Raw genomic sequence first — 20,029 nt, forward strand, 5'->3', positions numbered from 1 at the left:
ACAGCACCACCGACGGCCCCGGGGCGACCGGGGCGACGACGCGCGAGGGAGCGACGTGGCGGACGCGCACGTCCCGCAGGGGCAGGAGCCGTACCGGCTCGAGATGACCGGCATCTCCAAGAGCTTCGGGGCCGTGCGCGCCGTCCGCTCCGGGGAGCTGCGGGTGCGGGCGGGCACCGTCCACGCCCTCGTGGGCGAGAACGGCGCCGGCAAGTCGACGATGATCAAGATCCTCGCCGGCGCGGAGCAGCCCGACACCGGGGAGGTCCGCGTGGACGGCCGGCGCGCGGCCGTCGGCAGCACGGCCGGCGCCATCGACCTCGGCGTCGCCACGGTGTACCAGGAGCCGCAGCTCTTCCCGGACCTCACGGTGGCGGAGAACGTCTTCCTCGGCCGTGAGGTCCGGCGGCGCGGGCGGGTCGACTGGGCCGCGCAGAACGCCCGCGTCGTCGAGCTGCTCGAGCTCATCGGCCTGCCGACGTCGTACGCCACCTCGCCGGTCCGCGAGCTGTCCATCGCGGAGCGGCAGCAGGTCTCGATCGCCAAGGCGCTCGGCGGGGAGGCGCGCATCCTCGTCCTCGACGAGCCGTCGGCCATCCTCACCGACGCCGAGATCGAGGTGCTCTTCACCGTGGTGCGCCGGCTCGTCGCGACCGGCGTCTCCGTCGTCTACATCAGCCACCGGCTCGACGAGCTCTTCACCATCGCCTCCGAGGTGACGGTGATGCGCGACGGCGAGACCGTGGGCAGCTACGCCATCGAGGACCTCACCGTCCGGCGGCTCGTCGAGCTCATGGTCGGTGGCGTCCCCGTCGAGGCGACGGGGCGCTCGGACGTGCCGGACGCCCCGCCGCTGCTGCGGCTCGAGGGGCTGTCGGCGGGCGAGCGGCTGACCGACCTCGACCTGGCCGTGCGCCCGGGGGAGGTCCTCACCCTCTACGGCCTCGTGGGGTGCGGTGCGGCGGAGGTGGCGGAGGTCGTCTACGGCGTCCGCCGCCCCACCGCCGGTCGCGTCCTCGTCGACGGCGAGCCGGTGCAGCCGCGCTCGCCCCGCCACGCGCGCGCCCTCGGCATCGGCCTCGTGCCGCCCGACCGCAAGCTCCAGGGCTCGTTCTCCTTCCAGTCCATCGCCTTCAACATCGCCGCGGGCAACCTGCCGCTGCTGTCCCGCGCGGGGGTCTGGGTGGACCGGGCGCGCGAGCGCCGGGTCGCCCGGGAGGCCATCGACCGGCTCTCCGTCAAGACGCCGGACGAGCGGACGGCCATCTCGGCGATGTCGGGCGGCAACGCCCAGAAGGTCGTCCTCGCCCGTCAGCTCGTCGAGCGGCCCCGCGTCCTCGTGCTCGCCGAGCCGACGCAGGGCGTCGACGTGGGGGCCAAGGAGGAGATCCACCGCATCGTCCGCGGCATCGCCGAGGAGGGATCCGCCGTGCTCGTCGTCACGACCGACCTCGGCGAGGCGATCCGCCTGTCGGACCGCCTCGTCGTCCTGCGGGCCGGACGCGCCGTGGCCGACTTCGGCCCCGGGGCGTCGCAGGCCGACGTCCTCGCCGCCGCGGCCGGCGAGACCGCGGGGGCGGCGGCGTGAGCGCCGCCGCGCCCGCGCCGCCCCGCGGGTCCGCGCCCCGCCGCGCCGCCGGCGGGGGGCGGGTGCTGCCCTTCCCCGTGACCGGGCAGGAGCTCGTGCTCGTCGGCGTCGTCGCCGTCCTCTGGGTGGTGCTCGGCCTCGCGACGCCGGCCTTCCTGTCGAGCGGCTCGATCGTGCCGCTGCTCGTGGCCACGGCGCCCATCGCCCTCATCGGGATCGGCGTCACCGTCGTCATCATCTCGGGCGGCATCGACGTGTCCGTGGGCTCGATCGTCCTCGTCTGCGCGGCGGTCGCCGCCACGGCCATGACGGCGTCCGGCCTGCCCCTCGTGCCGGTGCTCCTGCTGTCCGTCGCCGTCGGCGGCCTCCTCGGGCTCGTCAACGGCGTGCTCGTGGCCTACGGCCGCGTCCACGCGATCATCATCACGTTCGGGACGCTCAACATCTTCCGCTTCGTGGGCCTGCAGGTCTTCGGCGGCAGCACCATCGACGGCATCCCGCCCGTGCTGGCCGTCTTCGGCCGCGGCGAGGCCGGGCGGACCCTCGGGGTGCCGCACAGCTTCCTCCTCGTCGCCGTGGTGGCCGCGCTCGCGTGGGTCGCGCTGCGGCACACCGCCGGTGGCCGGCACTACTACGCCATCGGGGGCGACGCGCAGGCCGCGAGGCTCGCGGGCATCGCGGTGCGCCCGCGGGTGCTCCTCGCCTACGTGCTCACCGGGCTGCTCACCGGACTGGCGGCCTGCTTCGTCATCGCCCAGGGCACCTCGACCCTCGCCCCCAACGTCGGCCTCGGGCTCGAGCTGTCCGCCATCGCGGCCGTCGTCATCGGCGGCACGTCGATCACGGGCGGTCGCGGCTCCGTCCTCGGCACGGTCCTCGGCGCCCTGCTCGTCCAGACCGTCGCCTCGGGCATCATCCAGCTCGGCTGGCCCTCGCAGCTGTCGAGCCTGTTCATCGGCGTCTTCATCATCGTGGCGGTCGGGGTCGACCTGCTGCGCCAGCGCCGCAGGAGGTCCGCGTGAGCACGTCCACCCAGCACGGGGAGAGCGGGGCGCGGGCGCCCGGGCGGCCCGAGGGGCGCGGCCCCTCGCGCGGCGGCGGCCTCGCGCGCGTCGGGTCGACCGTCCTGCGCGCCGTGCTCACCCAGCGCGTGCTCCTCCTCGTCGTGCTCCTGGTCCTGGTCCTGGGGTTCTTCCTCAACCTGAGCGCCCGCAACTACCTGGCGGCGCCCTTCGACGGCCGCTACCTCGGCCTGGCGCTCATCAACCTGCCGCCGCTGGTGATGCTGGCGCTCGCGGAGCTGCTCGTCATCACCTCCGGCCGCGGCGGCATCGACCTGTCGGTCGGCGCGATCGTGTCGCTGACCGGCATGGTGTTCGGCCTCGCCCACGGCCAGTGGGGCTGGCCGCTCGTGCCCGCCGTGCTGCTCGCCGCGGCCTTCGGCGCCCTGTGCGGCGCGGTCAACGGCGGGCTCGTGGCCTACCTCGGCTTCCCGCCGCTCATCACGACGCTCGCGACGTACTACGCCTTCTCGTCGCTCGCCATCGTCATCACCAGCCAGCAGCCCATCAGCACCGCCCCGATCCAGGACCTCTACGTCCTCGCGCGCGCCGTGCCGGTGGTCGGCGACGTCGCCCTGCCGCTGAGCCTCCTCGTGTTCCTCCTGCCCACGGTCGTCGTCGTCTGGCTCCTGCTGGCGCGGACGGCCTGGGGGCGGCGGGTGTACGCCATCGGCACGAACGACGTCGCGGCCGAGTGGTCCGGCATCGACGTCCGGCGCACGCGCTTCCTGGCCTTCACGGCGGCCGGCCTCATCTCGGGCCTCGTCGCGGTCGTGACCACCGCGCAGTTCGCCTCGGCGCGCCCCGACGCCGGCACCGCGGGCAACGGCCTGGCGCTGCCCGCCATCACCATCGCCGTGCTCGGCGGCGTCGCCATCACGGGCGGCATCGGGCGCGTCTCGGGCGTCGTCCTGGCCGCCCTGCTCGTGGTCTGGCTCAACGCGGGCATCCTGCTCGCGGTGGCGGGCAACACCGGCACCCAGCTGCAGCTCCTGGCCCTCGGCGCCGTGCTCGTGGCGGCGGCCCTCCTCAACGGCCTCGCCGTGCGACGGTACGGAGCGGTGACCTAGCGGTGCGCCCTCCGACGACGGACGCCGGCGCGGCGACGACCCTGACGACGACGAAGTGGACGACGACGACGACCGACGACGGGAGGTCCGCGTGCGGATCGCGGTGATGGCCACGTGCCTGGGCGACGCCGTCGCCCCGCAGGCGGTGCGCGCGACGGTGGAGCTGCTCGAGCGGCTCGGGCACGACGTCGTCTTCCCGCCCGGGCAGACCTGCTGCGGGCAGATGCACGTCAACACGGGCTACCTGCGCGAGGCGCTGCCCGTCGTCCGGCACGCGACCGAGGTCTTCGGGCCGGTCGCGGACGGGGAGTGGGACGCCGTCGTCGCGCCCTCGGGCAGCTGCACCGGCTGCGTGCGCCACCAGCACGCCATGGTGGCCCGCCGCGGCGGCGACGAGGCGCTCGCCGTGCGCGCGGAGGCCGTCGCCGCCCGCACGTACGAGCTGTCCGAGCTGCTCGTCGACGTCCTCGGCGTCACGGACGTCGGGGCCTACTACCCGCACCGCGTGACCTACCACCCGACCTGCCACTCGCTGCGGATGCTCCGGGTCGGCGACAAGCCGCTGCAGCTGCTGCGGGCGGTGCGCGGGCTCGAGCTCGTCGAGCTCCCCGACGCCGAGGTCTGCTGCGGCTTCGGCGGCACCTTCGCCCTGAAGAACGCCGACACCTCGACGGCCATGCTCGCCGACAAGATGAGCGCGGTGCTGTCCACCGGCGCGGAGGTCTGCAGCGCGGGCGACTCCTCCTGCCTGCTCCACATCGGCGGGGGCCTCGGCCGGCTGCGGACCGGGGTCCGGACCGTGCACCTCGCGGAGGTCCTCGCGAGCACGGAGGCGACGCAGACGCCGTCGGCGCGCTCCCTCGCCGCCGGGGTCGCCGCGGGCGTCCCGCGGACGGAGACGGGCGAGGACCCGGCCGCCGACCCGACCGAGGAGGCCCCGGTATGAGCACGACCGACCTGCCGACGCCGACCGTGCGCCCCGCGCACGCCCCGGCCGGCACCGGGCACCTGCGCGGGACCCGTCCCTTCCCCGCCGAGGCGCGGGACGCGCTGGCGAACACCCAGCTGCGCCGGAACCTCGGCAAGGCGACGGGCGTCATCCGCGCCAAGCGCGCCGCCGTCGTCGACGAGGTGCCCGACTGGGAAGCCCTGCGGCGCAGCGGGTCCGCCATCAAGGCCGATGTCATGGCGCGCCTGCCCGAGCTGCTCGAGCAGCTCGAGGCGGCCGTGACCGCGCGCGGCGGCGTCGTCCACTGGGCCCGGGACGCCGCGGAGGCCAACGCGATCGTGCTCGACCTCGTGCGCGCCGCGGGCGGCGACGAGGTGGTCAAGGTCAAGTCGATGGCGACGCAGGAGACGGGGCTCAACGAGGCCCTCGAGGCCGGCGGCGTCGCGGCGTGGGAGACCGACCTCGCCGAGCTCATCGTCCAGCTCGGCGACGACCGGCCCAGCCACATCCTCGTGCCCGCGATCCACCGCAACCGCAGCGAGATCCGCGAGATCTTCCTGCGCGAGATGCCGGACGTGGACCCCGACCTCACCGACGAGCCGCGCCGCCTCGCGATGGCGGCCCGCACCCACCTGCGCCGCAAGTTCCTCGGCGCGAAGGTCGCCGTCAGCGGCGCCAACTTCGCCGTCGCCGACACCGGCACGCTGTCCGTCGTCGAGTCCGAGGGCAACGGCCGGATGTGCCTGACCCTGCCGGAGACGCTCATCACGCTCATGGGCGTGGAGAAGGTCGTGCCGACGTGGTCCGACCTCGAGGTCTTCCTCCAGCTCCTGCCGCGCAGCTCGACCGGCGAGCGGATGAACCCGTACACGTCGACCTGGACCGGGGTCACCCCGGGCGACGGCCCGCAGGCCTTCCACCTCGTCCTCATGGACAACGGCCGCAGCGGCGTCCTCGCCGACCCCGACGGGCGCGAGGCCCTGCACTGCATCCGCTGCTCGGCGTGCCTCAACGTCTGCCCGGTGTACGAGCGCGCCGGCGGGCACGCCTACGGGTCGGTCTACCCCGGACCCATCGGGGCCGTGCTGTCGCCGCTGCTCACGGGCATCACGGGCGAGGACGACGTCAACGCCTCGCTCCCGTACGCCTCCTCGCTCTGCGGCGCGTGCTTCGACGCCTGCCCCGTGCGCATCGACATCCCCAACCTCCTCGTGCAGCAGCGCGCGGCGTCCGTGGAGAGCCACCACCGGCCCACGGGCCAGGACGTCGCCATGCGCGCCGCCCGGGTGGCGATGACGTCCGCCGGCCGCTTCCGCGCCGCGGAGAAGGGCCTCGGCCTCGGCCGGGTCCTCGGCGGCCGCAGCGGGCGCATCACCGCGCTGCCCTGGCCGGCCTCGCGGTGGACGGCGAGCCGCGACGTCCCCGTGCCGCCCGCCGAGACCGCGCGCGACTGGTTCGCCCGCACGCGCCCGGGGCGGGAGCGGTGAGCGCCCCGGCGGGGGCGCGGGGGAGCGCCCGCGAGGAGGTGCTCGCCCGCCTGCGCGCCGGGCGCGACGCCGGGGCGCCGCGCACGGCGCCCGGCCCCGTGCCGCGCGACTACGCCCGCCGCGGGGCGCACGACCCCGGCAGCCCCGGCGCGCTCGACCTCCTCGTCGAGCGGGTGGAGGACTACCGGGCGACCGTGACGCGGGTCGCGCGGCCCGGGGACGTCGCCGGCGTCGTCGCCCGCCTGCTGGGGGACGCCGGCTCGGTCGCCGTCCCGCCCGGCGCCGACCGGGCGTGGCTGACGGGCATCGGCGGCAGGGGCGCCGTCGTGCACGTCGACGGCGACCCGCGCCCGCTCACGACGGCCGACCTCGACCGCGTGGACGCCGTCGTCACGGGCGCGGCGGTCGCCGTCGCCGAGACGGGCACGCTCGTCCTCGACGCCGCGGCCGGCGACCAGGGACGGCGGCTGCTGACCCTCGTGCCCGACCACCACGTCTGCGTCGTCCGCGCCGAGGACGTCGTCGGCACGGTCCCGGAGGCGCTCGCCCGCCTCGACCCGCTGCACCCGCTGACCTTCGTCAGCGGCCCGAGCGCCACGAGCGACATCGAGCTCGACCGGGTCGAGGGCGTCCACGGGCCGCGGCGCCTCGACGTCGTGCTCGTCGGCTGACTTCCTGCTCGCGAGGTGACGTGGCGCCTCAGGCCCGGGGCGCCGGCGCCGCCGCCAGCCACCGCACGAGCCGGTCGAGCAGGGCGCGGTGCCCGGCGCTCGCGAGGGACCGCTCGTCGTGGCCGAGGGCGTCGTAGGCCGTGCGCAGGCCGCCCGGCTCCTCGCGGACCCACGCCAGGGGGTGGGTCCGGCCGTCGTGCGCGGCGTCCGCGAGCACGACGACGTCGTCGGCCACGCGCAGGTCGCAGTAGACCTCGTCGACGAGCTCGACGACGTCGGGCACCGCGGGACCGTCCCCGGCCAGCAGCGGGTGGGCCCCCCGGTGCAGGCGCACCGACGCCGGCCCGATCTCCGGGTGCCAGGTGACGTCGCGGACCCAGCGCCCGCCGAGGCGGTCCTCCCACGCGGGGACCTCGACGAAGGACGTCGCGGCGACGTGGCAGCCGAGCACGGCCCGCCCGTCGGCGCAGAAGGCGCGCAGCCCCTCCAGCGCCGGGCCCGGGGCGGGCGAGGGCGCGCCGTCGCGGGGCAGGCCCACGGACAGGACGAGCAGGTCCGGGCGGGCGGCCGGGTCCACCAGCCGCGCGAGGGCGTCCTCGACGGCGCCGACCTCGTCGGGCGTGACGTCGACCTTCAGGCCGGTGCCGCGGACCACCTCCGCGACCGCGGCGGCGGTCACGGGGAAGGGGTGCCACGGGTCGGCGTAGCGCCCCGCCCCGGCGACGACGAGGGCGCGGCCGGCGGGCGCGGCGGGGGCGGACGGGCTGCTCATGCGGCCTCCTCGGGACGGGTCGAGCGGCGGGCGGAGCGGACGGGCCCCGGCTCGCCCGTCCGGCCCGGCGGGCGGGCCCGCCTAGACTGCCGTGACCCCGACCTCCAGCGAGACGAGCGCACACCCATGCCCGCACCCGCCACCGCGACCGCCACGGCGACGCGCGCGACCATCCGCAACCTCGCGATCGTCGCGCACGTCGACCACGGCAAGACGACGCTCGTCGACGCGATGCTCAAGCAGGCGGGAGCCTTCGCCGAGCACCAGCACGTCGACGAGCGGGTCATGGACTCGGGCGACCTCGAGCGCGAGAAGGGCATCACGATCCTCGCGAAGAACACCGGGGTGCACTACCGCGGCCCCTCGGTGCCCGAGGGCGTCACGCCCGAGGAGGGCGTGACGATCAACATCATCGACACCCCCGGCCACGCCGACTTCGGCGGCGAGGTCGAGCGCGGGCTGTCCATGGTCGACGCCATCGCGCTGCTCGTCGACGCCTCCGAGGGCCCGCTGCCGCAGACGCGCTTCGTCCTGCGCAAGGCGCTCGCCGCGAAGCTGCCGGTGATCCTCGTCGTCAACAAGGTCGACCGCCCCGACGCGCGCATCGAGGAGGTCGTCTCCGAGACCTACGACCTCTTCCTCGACCTCGCCACCGACATCCCGGGCGCCGAGGACCTGCTCGAGTTCCCCGTCGTCTACGCCTCCGCCCGCGCGGGCCGCGCGTCGATGACGAAGCCCGACGACGGCTCGCTGCCGGACTCGGAGAACCTCGAGCCCCTGTTCCGCACGATCATGGAGCACGTCCCCGCGCCGTCGTACGTGCCGGACGCGCCGCTGCAGGCGCACGTGACCAACCTCGACGCGTCGCCGTTCCTCGGCCGCATCGCGCTGTGCCGCGTGCGGCAGGGCACGATCCGCAAGAACCAGCAGGTCACCTGGTGCCGCGCCGACGGCACCCAGCAGCGCGTGAAGATCACCGAGCTGCTCATGACGGAGGCGCTCACCCGCGTGCCCGCCGAGGAGGCCGGCCCCGGCGACATCATCGCCGTCGCCGGCATCCCGGAGATCACCATCGGCGAGACCCTGGCGGACGCCGACGACCCGCAGCCGCTGCCGCTCATCACGGTCGACGAGCCGGCGATCTCCATGACGATCGGCACGAACACCTCGCCGCTCGCCGGCCGCGGCGCCAAGGGCGCCAAGCTGACCGCCCGGCTCGTGAAGGACCGGCTCGACCGCGAGCTCGTCGGCAACGTGTCGATGCGCGTGCTGCCCACCGAGCGCCCCGACGCGTGGGAGGTGCAGGGCCGCGGCGAGCTGGCGCTGGCCATCCTCGTCGAGCAGATGCGGCGCGAGAACTTCGAGCTGACCGTCGGCAAGCCGCAGGTCGTCACCCGCGAGGTCGACGGCAAGCTGCAGGAGCCGGTCGAGCACCTCACGGTCGACGCGCCCGAGGAGTACCTGGGCGCCATCACCCAGCTGCTCGCCGTCCGCAAGGGCCGCATGGAGCAGATGAGCAACCACGGCACCGGGTGGGTCCGCATGGAGTTCCGCGTGCCGAGCCGCGGGCTCATCGGCTTCCGCACCGACTTCCTCACCGAGACGCGCGGCACGGGCATCGCCCACCAGGTCTTCGACGGCTACGAGCCGTGGTTCGGCGAGCTGCGCACCCGCCCGTCCGGCTCGATGGTCGCGGACCGCGCGGGCGCGGCGACGACGTACGCGATGACGAGCCTGCAGGAGCGCGGGACGCTCTTCGTCGACCCGACGACGGAGGTCTACGAGGGCATGGTGGTGGGCGAGAACAGCCGCGCCGACGACATGGACGTCAACATCACCAAGGAGAAGAAGATGACCAACGTCCGCTCCAACGCGGACGAGCTGGAGCGCCTCGTGCCGGCCCGCCGGCTCTCCCTCGAGCAGAGCCTCGAGTTCTGCCGTGAGGACGAGTGCGTGGAGGTCACCTCCACCGCGGTGCGCATCCGCAAGGTCGTCCTCGACCAGAACGCCCGCAGCCGCACCGCCCGCGCCGCCAAGCGCTGACGCCGGGCGCCGGCCCTGCGACCTCCGGGGGCCGGACGACGCACGAGGGGCGCACCCGCCGCGGCGGGTGCGCCCCTCGTGCGTCCAGCCCCCGGGGACCGGGGGAGGCCGGTCAGCCCAGCCGCTGCTTCGGCGAGCTGTCGGCCGTGAGCGCCGGGTCGGTGGCCACGGCGTCGCCGAGGGCCTCGTCGATCTTCGCCATGGCGTCGGCGGGGATGCGGACGCCGGCGGCTGCCGCGTTGTCGTGCACCTGCTCGGGCTTCGACGCGCCGATGAGGGCGGCCGCGACGTTGTCGTTCTGGAGCACCCAGGCGACGGCGAGCTGGGCCATGGACAGGCCGAGGTCGGAGGCCACCGGCTTGAGGTCCTGCACGCGGCCGAGGACGTCGTCGGACATCCAGCGGCTGATCATGTCCTTGCCGCCCTTGCTGTCCGTGGCGCGCGAGCCCTCCGGGGGCTGCTGGCCCGGCACGTACTTGCCGGTGAGCACGCCCTGGGCGATGGGCGACCACACGACCTGCGAGATGCCGAGCTCTCGGGAGGTCGGGACGACCTCGCCCTCGATGACGCGCCACAGCGCGGAGTACTGCGGCTGGTTCGAGACGAGCTGGAAGCCCATCTCCTCGGCCAGCGCGTGCCCGGCGCGCAGCTGGTCGGCCGTCCACTCGCTCACGCCGACGTAGAGCACCTTGCCCTGCCGGACGAGGTCGGCGAAGGCCCGCATCGTCTCCTCGAGCGGCGTCGCGTAGTCGTACCGGTGCGCCTGGTAGAGGTCGATGTGGTCGGTCTGCAGGCGGCGCAGCGACCCCTCGCAGGACTCGAGGACGTGCTTGCGCGACAGCCCGGTGTCGTTGGCGCCCTTCGGGCCCGTCGGGAAGTAGACCTTGGTGAAGATCTCGAGCGACTCGCGCCGCTCGCCCTTGAGCGCCTCGCCGAGCACCGTCTCGGCGCGGGTGTTGGCGTAGGTGTCGGCGGTGTCGAAGGTCGTGATGCCCGCGTCCAGCGCGGCGCGGACGCAGGCCGTGGCGGCCTCGTCCTCGACCTGCGAGCCGTGCGTGAGCCAGTTGCCGTAGGTGATCTCGGAGACCTTGAGGCCCGAGCGTCCGAGGAAGCGGTAGTCCATGCCCGCCACCCTGCCGCCGTCGGGTCGACCGCGCGCGCCGGGGCTCCCGGGGGCGCCCTCGGCGGGCGCCCCCGGGGCGGGCCTCAGACCTCGCGCTCCTTCGGCGAGCTCTCGAGCGTGCGCGCGGGGTCGCTGACGACGGCGTCGCCGAGCACCTCGTCGATGCGCGCCATCGCGTCGGCCGGGATGCGCACGCCCGCGGCGGCGGCGTTGTCGGCCACCTGCTCCGGCTTCGAGGCGCCGATGATCGCGGTGGCGACGTTCTCGTTCTGCAGGACCCACGCGACGGCGAGCTGCGCCATCGAGAGGCCCAGGTCGGAGGCGACCGGCTTGAGGTCCTGCACCCGGGCGAGGACGTCGTCGGACATCCAGCGGGCGATCATGCCCTTGCCGCCCTTCTCGTCCGTCGCGCGAGACCCCTCCGGCGGCTGCTGGCCGGGCACGTACTTGCCGGTGAGCACGCCCTGGGCGATGGGCGACCAGACCACCTGCGAGAGCCCGAGCTCACGGGAGGTCGGGACGACCTCGCCCTCGATGACGCGCCAGAGCGCCGAGTACTGGGGCTGGTTGGAGACGAGGTGGACCCCCAGCTCCTCCGCGAGGGCGTGGCCCGCGCGGATCTGGTCGGCCGTCCACTCGCTCACGCCCAGGTAGAGCACCTTGCCCTGCCGGACGAGGTCGGCGAAGGCCTGCATCGTCTCCTCGAGCGGCGTCGCGTAGTCGTACCGGTGCGCCTGGTAGAGGTCGATGTGGTCGGTCTGCAGGCGGCGCAGCGAGCCCTCGCAGGACTCGGTGATGTGCTTGCGCGACAGGCCCGTGTCGTTGGGGCCCTTCGGACCGGTCGGGCCGAACACCTTGGTGAGGATCTCGAGGGACTCGCGCCGCTCGCCCGCCAGCGCCTTCCCGAGGACGGTCTCGGCGGCGGTGTTGGCGTAGACGTCGGCGGTGTCGAAGGTCGTGATGCCGGCGTCGAGGGCGGCGCGGACGCACGCCTGCGCGGCGTCGTCCTCGACCTGCGAGCCGTGCGTGAGCCAGTTGCCGTAGGTGATCTCGGAGATCTTGAAGCCCGAGCGGCCCAGGTGTCGGTAGTCCATCCCGCCACCTTCGCGCCGCCGACCGGGTCGCGCCCGCCGACGGGCCCGCCACGCTCCTGCGGGGGCAGGATGGCCGCGTGACGACGACGCCCGAGCACCCCGCCGAGCCCGACCCCGTCGCGCCCGGCACCACCCCCGGCGCCGACGGCGCGGAGCAGGTCGTGGCCGACGACGTCGCCCAGGACGTGCTGCAGCAGGCGGCCGACGCCCTGGACGACGCCGTCGAGCGCGAGCTGGAGCCCGGCGAGGCCGAGGCCATGGAGTCCCTCGACACGCCCCACCGGTTGCTGCTCGTCCACGCCCACCCCGACGACGAGACGATCGCGACGGGCGCGACCATCGCCGCGGCCGCCGCCGCGACGGGCACGTCGGTGACCCTCGTGACCTGCACCCGCGGCGAGCGCGGCGAGGTCCTGCCCGCGGTGCTGGCCGAGCACCCCGGGGTCGACGGCGACGAGGAGGCGCTCGCCGACCTGCGCGTCCAGGAGCTGGCCTCCGCGGCCGAGGCGCTGGGCCTCGAGGACCACCGCTTCCTCGGCGCCGACGCCACCGGCCCCGACGGCGCCCCGGTGCGCTACCGCGACTCCGGCATGGCGTGGGCAACCGGCCCCGACGGTGAGGGGGGCGGCGACGGGACGAGCGCCCGCGCCGTGCCCGCGCCGGACGCCCCCGCGGGCGCCCTGTCCCTGGCCCCGCTGGACGAGGCGGCCGAGCACCTCGCGCGCGTGCTCCGCGAGGTCCGCCCCCAGGTCGTCGTCACCTACGAGCCGGGCGGCGGGTACGGCCACCCGGACCACGTCCGGGCCCACGAGATCACCCTGCGCGCCGTCGAGCTCGCCGCGGACCCGGCGGGCGCCGCCCCGTGGTCGGTGGCGCGCGTGCTGGGGCACGTGGCCGACGCCGAGCAGCTGCGCGCCGGCCTGCGGGAGCTGCGGGCCGACGGGCTCGCGACGATCGACCCCGACGGCGAGCTGCCGAGCCTCGCGGTGGGCGCGGACGACGTCGACGTCGTCGTCGACGCCTCCGCGGAGCTGCCGGCCAAGGTGGCCGCGCTGCGCGCCCACGCGAGCCAGGTCGAGCTGGGCCGGCGGTCCATGGCGATGACCAACGGCCTCCACCAGCCGCTCTCGGGCGTGGAGTCCTACCGGCTGCTGCGGGGGGAGCCGGTGCGCCCGCCCGGCGGCGAGCCCCTCACCGACCTGTTCGCGGGGCTCGCCTGAGCGCCGGGCCGGCGGGCGGGGCGAGGCCGGACGACGGCCCGGCGGGCGGGGCGGGGCCGTCCGACGGGAGCGCGCCGCCCGTGGACGTCGACGACTACCGGCGAGCCGCCGGCCGCTTCGCCAGCGGCGTCTGCGTCGTCAGCACGCGCCTGCGGGGCCACGACCACGCCATCACCCTGAGCAGCTTCGCGTCGGTCTCCCTCGACCCGGTGCTCGTGCTCGTGTGCGTGCACGCCGACGCCCGGTTCTACGACGCCGTCGAGGAGACGGGCACGTGGGGGCTCAGCGTGCTCGCCGCGCGGGCCCGGCCCGCCGCGACCTGGCTCGCCACCCCGGGGCGGCCCGTCGTGGACCAGCTCGCGCGCGTCCCGCACCGGCGCGGCCCGCTCACGGGGGCGGCGCTACTCGAGGAGTCCGTCGCGACGATGGAGTGCGCCACCGAGGCCGAGCACCCGGCCGGGACGCACGTCGTCCTCGTCGGCCGCGTGCTCGGCGTCTGGCTGGCGCCCGAGGACGAGCGGCCGCTGCTGCACCACCGCGGCGCCTACGCCGAGCTCTGAGACGGGCGGGCGGGCCGGCGGACGGGCGCGCGTCGCGGGACGGGGGACGGGGGCCGGGGGCCGGGGGCCCCGGGCACGTAGCATCGCCGGATGCCCGAGGCCGACCACGGAGCCGACCAGCCGACCGCCGAGACCGCCCGCACGACGGCCGGCGAGCCCGACGGGACCGCACGTCGCCGTCGCTGGCCCTGGGTGGTCGGCGGCGTCGCCGTCCTCGTCGTCGGCGGGTACGGGAGCGCGGCGGCGCTGACCGCGGACCGCGTCCCGTCCGGCACGACGGTGCTGGGCGTGCCCGTGGGCGGTCTCGACCGCGAGGAGGCCGGGGCGGTCCTGCAGGAGGAGCTGGTGCCGCGGGCCCAGGAGCCGGTGCCCGTCAGCGCCGGCAGCGCGACGGCGGAGGTCGTGCCGGCCGACGCGGGGCTCGGCCTGGACGCCGGCGCCACGCTCGACGACCTCACGGGCTTCTCGCTCGACCCCCGCGTGCTCTGGCGGCACGTCGTCGACCGGGGCGAGGAGGTCGAGCCCGTCGTCGTCGTCGACGACGCCGCGCTCACCGCCTCCGCCGAGGCCCTCGTCGACCCCACCCGCGTGCCGCCGCAGGAGGGCGCCGTCGCCTTCGACGCCGAGGGCTTCACGACCACCGCGGCCACCACGGGCTCCGAGCTGGACGCCGCGGGCGCCGTCGACCTGCTGCGCGAGGAGTGGCCGGGCCTGCTCGCGGAGCCGCCGGGCGGCGACCCGCTCGAGCTGCCCGTCGAGGCGCTCGAGCCCGTCGTGGACGCCGACGCCGTCGACGCCTTCACCTCGTCCTTCGCCGAGCCGGCCGTCGCCGGGCCGCTGCCCGTGCGCGTGGGCACGGCGGGCGCCGAGCTGCCCGTGGCGTCCTTCGCGCCGCTGCTGGCCGCCGAGCCCACCGACGACGGCGAGCTCGCGCCGGTCGTCGACGCCGGGGCGCTGCGGGCGGCGCTCCTCGAGGTGGCGCCCGACCTGGACGCGGCCGCGCGGGACGCCTCGCTCGAGCTCCAGGACGGTCGCCCCGTCGTCGTGCCCGCCGTGGTGGGCCGCAGCGTCGACGCCGAGGCCCTCGCGCCCGCGGCGCTCGCCGCGCTGGCGGCGCCCCCGGGCCCCGAGCGGGTCGCCGCCGTCGACTCCGCCGAGGTGCAGCCGGAGCGGACCACGGCCGACGTCGAGGCGCTCGGCGTCACCGAGGTGATCTCCGAGTTCTCGACGCCCCTGCGCGGCAGCAACGCCGGGCGGCTGCAGAACGTCGGGACCGCGGCGCGGACGGTCAGCGGGACGCTGCTCGCCCCCGGCGAGGTGTTCGACCTCAACGAGGTCCTCGGCCGGCGCACGGCCGCCGCGGGCTACGCCGAGGCGACCATCATCAGCGGCGGCCGGTACGTCGAGAGCTACGGCGGCGGGGTCTCCCAGATCTCGACGACCCTCTACAACGGCGCCTTCTTCGCCGGGCTCGAGCTGCTCGAGCACCGGCCGCACTCCTTCTACATCTCCCGCTACCCGGTGGGCCGCGAGGCGACGCTCAGCTGGGGGACGATCGACCTGCGCTTCCGCAACGACACGAGCACCGGCGTCCTCATCGAGATGAGCGCCTCCTCGAGCCCCTCGGGCGACGTCACGGTGCGCTTCTGGGGCACCGACGTCAGCGACGTCTCGACCTCGACGAGCGGTCGCCGCGACATCACGCAGCCGACCAGCCGCGAGCTCGACACCGACGACTGCATCCCGTCCACGGCGAGCGAGGGCTTCACCGTCACGGTCACCCGGACCGTCCGCCGCGGCGGCGCCGTCGTCCACGACGACCGGGACGTCGTCCGCTACGACCCGGTGCCCGGCATCACCTGCGCCTGACCCCGGCCCTCCCCGGGGCGAGTCGTCGCCGGTTCGCCCTGGGGGGGCGGTGCCGGGGGGCGAGTCGTCGCCTGTTCGCCCTCGGGGGGCGGTGCCGGCGGGCGAGTCGTCGCCGGCTCGCCCTCGTCCCGGCCGGTGGGACCGCTCCGTCAGGAGCGGCGGGCCTCGCGGTAGGCGTAGCGGTGGTGCTCGACGAGGCCCAGGTCCGCGTACAGGGCGCGGGCGGCGTCGTTCCCGTCGGCGACCTGGAGCGCCAGCCGCTCGGCCCCGTGGCGGGCCGCCCACGCGGACAGCGCGGTGACGACGGCCCGCGCCAGCCCCCGGCGCCGGTGCTCCGGCGCGACGGCGAGGTCGGTCAGCACGGCCCAGCCGTCGGCCACGGCCATCCGGCCGGCGGCGACGGCGCCCTCGGGAACCGACGTCCTCGCCCCGGTCGTCTCCGTGCCGGTGCCGGTGCCGGTGCCGGTGCCGGTGCCGGTGCCGGGGTCAGGGCGGACGACGGCGAAGGCCTGGTCGGGCGCGGACAGCAGCAGCGCGGCCACCACCGGGTCGTCCGCCTCAACGGGGCGCACGAGGTGCGACCACGCGGCGTCGGGGGCCGGCAGGACGTCGACCGGTGCGGGCGCGGCGGTGGTGGCGGTGGGGGGCAGGGCGCCGACCATGACGGTCGTCGGGCTGACGAGCGCCCAGCCGCGCCCGTCGAGCTCGGCGTCGAGGTCGGCCACGGCGGCCAGGCCCGCGGCGTCCGCCCGCGCGGCCGCGCCGACCGGGGCGCCCGTCGAGCGCGGCAGCTGGAAGCGGGGCGTCGACCCGCGGGCGGCGAGCCACGCGCTCGCCCGGTCCACCGCGCCCGCGAGGCCGCCTGCGCCGGGCCCGGGCGGGCCGAGGGCCAGCACGGAGCTCGCGCGGCGCGTGCGGTCGCCGGCCGAGCGCAGCAGCCAGCGCCCGTCGGGCTCGGAGCCGGCCGGCAGCCAGGCGCGCGCCAGGGCGGCCTCCGAGTCGAGCACGCCGACGACCGGCTCCCCGGGGCGCGGGCGGCGCACCCGGGGCGGCACCCGGCGCGCGGCGACGACGTCGTGCGCCCGCACCTCCACGACGCGGCCGTCGGCCCGGCGCACCACGAGGGGGTCGCCCGCGCGCTCGAGCTCGCCGACGACGTCGGTCGCCGACCCGTCGGGGAGCCGGTGGCGCACCACGACCCGCTGGCCGGCGGCGGGCGGCGGGTCCGACGGCGCTGGCACGGCAGGAGGGTGCCACGGCGCCCCCACGCCCCGCCCCGCCCCGGCCCGCGGGCGCGCGGCGCGCCGTCCCGCGGGGCGGTCCGACGGGGCGGGGGCGGCCCCGCCAGGTAGATTGCCCACCGTTCCGCCGACGGCGCGCCCCGGTGCGCCGGCGACCTCGAGAGCCCGGAGGCACGACCCGTGACGTACGTCATCGCCCAGCCCTGCGTCGACCTCAAGGACAAGGCCTGCATCGAGGAGTGCCCGGTCGACTGCATCTACGAGGGTGACCGGGCCCTCTACATCCACCCCGACGAGTGCGTGGACTGCGGCGCCTGCGAGCCGGTGTGCCCCGTCGAGGCCATCTACTACGAGGACGACGTCCCCGAGCAGTGGAGCGCCTTCACGGCCGCGAACGTCGAGTTCTTCGACGACCTCGGCTCGCCCGGCGGCGCCGCGAAGATGGGCGTCATCCACAAGGACCACCCCGTCGTCACGGCGCTCCCGCCGCAGGAGCACGACAGCTGAGCGCCGTCACCGGCGGCGCCCGGCCCCACGCCGCGGGGGGCGGGGTCGGGCGCCTGGCCCTGCCCGACTTCCCGTGGGACGCGCTGGCCCCCCACGCCGAGCGCGCCCGCCGCGCGCCGGGCGGCATCGTCGACCTGTCGGTCGGCACGCCCGTCGACCCGACGCCGGCCCTGCTGCGCGACGCCCTGGCGGCGGCCTCCGACGCGCCGGGCTACCCGCAGGTGTGGGGGACCCCGGCCGTCCGCGAGGCGGTGGCGGCGTGGTTCGCCCGCCGCCGCGGCGTGCCGGGCCTCGACCCCGACGGCGTCATGCCGACGCCGGGCTCCAAGGAGCTCGTCGCGTGGCTGCCCACGCTGCTCGGCCTCGGGCCCGGGGACGTCGTCGTCCACCCCCTCGTCGCCTACCCGACGTACGACGTCGGCGCCCGCCTGGCCGGCGCCGCCCCGCTGCCGCTCGACGACGTGGCGTCGCTGCCCTCACCGGTCGTCGACCTGCCCGGCGGGGGCACCGGCCGGGTGCGCCTGGTCTGGCTCAACTCCCCGTCGAACCCGACCGGGGCCGTCGACGACGTCCGCCGGCTGGCCGAGGTCGTCGCCTGGGCCCGCGAGCACGACGTCGTCGTCGCCGGGGACGAGTGCTACGCCGAGCTGGGCTGGACCCGGGCCGGCACGGGCGCCCCCGGGGCCGAGGTCGCCGTGGACGTCGACGAGCGCGGCGACCTCGTGCCGCCGAGCGTGCTCGACCCCCGCGCCACCGGCGGCGACAGCCGCGGCGTGCTGTCGGTCTACTCGCTGTCCAAGCAGTCGAACCTCGCCGGGTACCGCGCGGCCTTCGTCGCCGGGTGCCCCGCGCTCGTCCGCCACCTCGTGGGCGTGCGCAAGCACGCGGGCGTCATCGTCCCGCGCCCGGTGCAGGAGGTGCTGCGGACGGCGCTCGGCGACGACGCGCACGTGGCGGAGCAGAAGGAGCGCTACCGGGCCCGCCGGGCCGTGCTGCGGGACGCGCTCGCGGCGGCCGGCGGTCGCGTCGAGCGCTCCGACGCCGGGCTCTACCTCTGGACGACCTTCGACGAGCCCGCCATGGACACCGTCACCCGCCTCGCCGACCGCGGCGTCCTCGTGGCGCCGGGCTCCTTCTACGGGGCCGCCGGCGAGCGGCACGTGCGGGTCGCGCTCACGGCCACCGACGAGCGGGTCTCCGCCGCCGCGGAGCGGCTGTCGGGCTGAGCCGCGGAGCGGCTGTCGGGCTGAGCCGCGGAGCGGCTGTCGGGCTGAGCCGCGGAGCGAGCCGCCGTGGTCGCCGCTCGCGACCGGTGCCCGGTAGCGTGCGGGAGGCGCCCGAGGCGGCGCCCCCGCCGTCCCCGCCCCGGCGCCGCGACCCGGTCGCCGCGGGCGGTGCGGCCCCACGACCACGAGAGCGGCCCGCACGCCGAGCCGCGCTGCTGCGAGGAGACGCCCGTGACCGAGACCCAGGACGCCGCCGGAGCCGGACCCGAGGGCAGCGTGCTGCGGCACGCCGGGGGCGAGCTGACGCTGGCGACCGTGCCGGCCACGGAGGGCAGCGCGGGCGTCGACGTCTCCGGGCTGCTCAAGGAGACGGGGCTCGTCACGCTCGACCCGGGCTTCGTCAACACGGCGTCGTGCCGCTCCGAGATCACCTACATCGACGGCGACGCGGGGATCCTGCGCTACCGCGGCTACCCGATCGAGCAGCTCGCGGAGGGCTCGACCTTCCTCGAGACCAGCTTCCTGCTCATCCACGGGCACCTGCCGAGCGCGGCCGAGCTGGAGGACTTCTCCGCGAGCCTGCGGCGCCACACCCTGCTCCACGAGGACCTCAAGAACTTCTTCGACGGGTTCCCCTCGAACGCCCACCCGATGCCGGTGCTCAGCTCCGCCGTCTCGGCGCTCTCGACGTTCTACGAGGAGAGCCTCGACCCCTTCGACCGCCGCGCCGTCGACCTCTCGACCGTCCGCCTCATGGCGAAGCTGCCGACGATCGCCGCGTACGCGCACAAGAAGACGCTCGGGCAGCCGTTCCTCTACCCGGACAACTCGCTGGGCCTCGTCGAGAACTTCCTCCGGATGACCTTCGGCTTCCCGGCGGAGCCCTACGAGGTGGACCCGGCGCTGGCGTCGGCGCTCGACCAGCTCTTCATCCTCCACGCCGACCACGAGCAGAACTGCTCCACGTCGACGGTCCGCATGGTCGGGTCCGGCCAGGCGAACCTCTACGCGTCGGTGTCGGCGGGCATCCACGCCCTCTCCGGGCCGCTGCACGGCGGCGCGAACTCCGCCGTCCTCACCATGCTCGACGACATCATCGCGAGCGGCGACGACGTCGACACCTTCATGGAGCGGGTGAAGAAGAAGGAGAAGGGCGTCCGGCTCATGGGCTTCGGCCACCGGGTCTACAAGAACTACGACCCGCGCGCCGCGATCGTCAAGAAGACGGCCGACCGGGTGCTCGAGCAGCTCGGCGTCAACGACCCGCGCCTCGACGTGGCGCTGCGGCTCGAGGAGATCGCCCTGCGCGACGACTACTTCGTCGAGCGCAAGCTCTACCCGAACGTCGACTTCTACACCGGCCTCATCTACAAGGCCATGGGCTTCCCCACGCGGATGTTCACGGTGCTCTTCGCCATCGGGCGCCTCCCCGGCTGGATCGCCCAGTGGCGGGAGATGATGGAGGACCCGCAGACGAAGATCGGGCGCCCGCGCCAGGTCTACGTCGGCGAGCCGGAGCGGGCCTACGTGCCGATGGACCAGCGCTGA

General features: G+C 76.0%; 17 protein-coding genes. 13 read left to right on the forward strand and 4 right to left on the reverse strand.

All coding sequences use genetic code 11. The annotated features are described in order from the left end of the window. The first annotated feature begins 55 nt into the window (after window positions 1-55). The 6 genes from Q0789_RS13820 (at window position 56) to Q0789_RS13845 (ending at window position 6,826) form a co-directional block, all read left to right on the forward strand. Entirely contained in the window at window positions 56-1,588 is a 1,533-nt protein-coding gene (locus Q0789_RS13820) for a sugar ABC transporter ATP-binding protein (RefSeq protein ID WP_298806187.1), read from the forward strand. After that, on the forward strand, window positions 1,585-2,610 hold the full coding sequence (locus Q0789_RS13825) for an ABC transporter permease (RefSeq protein WP_298806189.1): 1,026 nt from the start codon (window positions 1,585-1,587) through the stop codon (window positions 2,608-2,610). Before Q0789_RS13820 ends, Q0789_RS13825 begins: the two co-directional genes overlap by 4 nt. Beyond that, window positions 2,607-3,719 (forward strand): ABC transporter permease, encoded by a 1,113-nt coding sequence (locus Q0789_RS13830; protein WP_298806191.1) that lies wholly within the window; start codon window positions 2,607-2,609, stop codon window positions 3,717-3,719. The genes Q0789_RS13825 and Q0789_RS13830 overlap by 4 nt, the downstream gene beginning before the upstream one ends. Window positions 3,720-3,810: 91 nt before the next feature. Continuing rightward, complete coding sequence (locus Q0789_RS13835; protein ID WP_366917744.1) at window positions 3,811-4,665, forward strand: (Fe-S)-binding protein; 855 nt, start codon at window positions 3,811-3,813, stop codon at window positions 4,663-4,665. Next, on the forward strand, window positions 4,662-6,155 hold the full coding sequence (locus tag Q0789_RS13840) for a lactate utilization protein B (RefSeq protein WP_298806196.1): 1,494 nt from the start codon (window positions 4,662-4,664) through the stop codon (window positions 6,153-6,155). Before Q0789_RS13835 ends, Q0789_RS13840 begins: the two co-directional genes overlap by 4 nt. Next, complete coding sequence (locus tag Q0789_RS13845) at window positions 6,152-6,826, forward strand: LUD domain-containing protein (RefSeq protein ID WP_298806198.1); 675 nt, start codon at window positions 6,152-6,154, stop codon at window positions 6,824-6,826. The genes Q0789_RS13840 and Q0789_RS13845 overlap by 4 nt, the downstream gene beginning before the upstream one ends. Window positions 6,827-6,854: 28 nt before the next feature. Here Q0789_RS13845 and Q0789_RS13850 read toward each other — a convergent pair whose 3' ends face one another. Next, window positions 6,855-7,598 (reverse strand): ThuA domain-containing protein, encoded by a 744-nt coding sequence (locus Q0789_RS13850; RefSeq protein ID WP_298806200.1) that lies wholly within the window; start codon window positions 7,596-7,598, stop codon window positions 6,855-6,857. A 126-nt stretch (window positions 7,599-7,724) separates the two neighbouring features. On the opposite strand from Q0789_RS13850, the gene typA reads away from it, so the two are divergent. Next, window positions 7,725-9,641, forward strand: coding sequence for a translational GTPase TypA (gene typA / locus Q0789_RS13855; protein ID WP_298806203.1), 1,917 nt, complete (start codon window positions 7,725-7,727; stop codon window positions 9,639-9,641). Between the two features lie 112 nt (window positions 9,642-9,753). Here typA and Q0789_RS13860 read toward each other — a convergent pair whose 3' ends face one another. Together Q0789_RS13860 and Q0789_RS13865 are read right to left on the reverse strand one after the other, a co-directional pair. Continuing rightward, window positions 9,754-10,764 (reverse strand): aldo/keto reductase family protein, encoded by a 1,011-nt coding sequence (locus Q0789_RS13860; RefSeq protein ID WP_298806205.1) that lies wholly within the window; start codon window positions 10,762-10,764, stop codon window positions 9,754-9,756. An 83-nt stretch (window positions 10,765-10,847) separates the two neighbouring features. After that, window positions 10,848-11,858: an aldo/keto reductase family protein gene (locus Q0789_RS13865; protein ID WP_298806208.1), complete on the reverse strand. Its 1,011-nt coding sequence runs from the start codon at window positions 11,856-11,858 to the stop codon at window positions 10,848-10,850. Between the two features lie 77 nt (window positions 11,859-11,935). Here Q0789_RS13865 and mshB point away from each other — a divergent pair, with 77 nt between their 5' ends. The 3 genes from mshB to Q0789_RS13880 all read left to right on the forward strand — a co-directional run bounded on the left by mshB (window position 11,936) and on the right by Q0789_RS13880 (window position 15,507). Next, on the forward strand, window positions 11,936-13,078 hold the full coding sequence (gene mshB, locus Q0789_RS13870) for an N-acetyl-1-D-myo-inositol-2-amino-2-deoxy-alpha-D-glucopyranoside deacetylase (protein ID WP_298806210.1): 1,143 nt from the start codon (window positions 11,936-11,938) through the stop codon (window positions 13,076-13,078). A gap of 80 nt (window positions 13,079-13,158) precedes the next feature. Continuing rightward, complete coding sequence (locus Q0789_RS13875) at window positions 13,159-13,638, forward strand: flavin reductase family protein (protein WP_298806212.1); 480 nt, start codon at window positions 13,159-13,161, stop codon at window positions 13,636-13,638. Window positions 13,639-13,728: 90 nt separating this feature from the next. After that, window positions 13,729-15,507: a VanW family protein gene (locus tag Q0789_RS13880; protein WP_298806214.1), complete on the forward strand. Its 1,779-nt coding sequence runs from the start codon at window positions 13,729-13,731 to the stop codon at window positions 15,505-15,507. A 149-nt stretch (window positions 15,508-15,656) separates the two neighbouring features. Here the strand turns inward: Q0789_RS13880 and Q0789_RS13885 are convergent, their stop codons facing one another. Beyond that, window positions 15,657-16,748 (reverse strand): GNAT family N-acetyltransferase, encoded by a 1,092-nt coding sequence (locus tag Q0789_RS13885; protein ID WP_298806216.1) that lies wholly within the window; start codon window positions 16,746-16,748, stop codon window positions 15,657-15,659. A gap of 180 nt (window positions 16,749-16,928) precedes the next feature. Here Q0789_RS13885 and fdxA point away from each other — a divergent pair, with 180 nt between their 5' ends. The 3 genes from fdxA (at window position 16,929) to Q0789_RS13900 (ending at window position 20,029) form a co-directional block, all read left to right on the forward strand. Further along, window positions 16,929-17,255, forward strand: a complete 327-nt coding sequence (gene fdxA / locus Q0789_RS13890) for a ferredoxin (RefSeq protein WP_298806218.1) — start codon at window positions 16,929-16,931, stop codon at window positions 17,253-17,255. A 53-nt stretch (window positions 17,256-17,308) separates the two neighbouring features. Continuing rightward, window positions 17,309-18,481, forward strand: a complete 1,173-nt coding sequence (dapC, locus tag Q0789_RS13895) for a succinyldiaminopimelate transaminase (protein ID WP_366917745.1) — start codon at window positions 17,309-17,311, stop codon at window positions 18,479-18,481. A gap of 276 nt (window positions 18,482-18,757) precedes the next feature. Next, window positions 18,758-20,029 (forward strand): citrate synthase, encoded by a 1,272-nt coding sequence (locus tag Q0789_RS13900; RefSeq protein WP_363326096.1) that lies wholly within the window; start codon window positions 18,758-18,760, stop codon window positions 20,027-20,029.

The organism is uncultured Pseudokineococcus sp. (assembly GCF_947499845.1).
GTDB lineage: Bacteria > Actinomycetota > Actinomycetes > Actinomycetales > Quadrisphaeraceae > Pseudokineococcus.

Coding starts and splice junctions, on each gene's coding strand:
- Q0789_RS13840 (WP_298806196.1), top strand. CDS start 4,662: ATGAGCACGACCGACCTGCCGACGCCGACCGTGCGCCCCGCGCACGCC.
- Q0789_RS13850 (WP_298806200.1), bottom strand. CDS start 7,598: ATGAGCAGCCCGTCCGCCCCCGCCGCGCCCGCCGGCCGCGCCCTCGTC.
- typA (WP_298806203.1), top strand. CDS start 7,725: ATGCCCGCACCCGCCACCGCGACCGCCACGGCGACGCGCGCGACCATC.
- Q0789_RS13860 (WP_298806205.1), bottom strand. CDS start 10,764: ATGGACTACCGCTTCCTCGGACGCTCGGGCCTCAAGGTCTCCGAGATC.
- Q0789_RS13865 (WP_298806208.1), bottom strand. CDS start 11,858: ATGGACTACCGACACCTGGGCCGCTCGGGCTTCAAGATCTCCGAGATC.
- Q0789_RS13880 (WP_298806214.1), top strand. CDS start 13,729: ATGCCCGAGGCCGACCACGGAGCCGACCAGCCGACCGCCGAGACCGCC.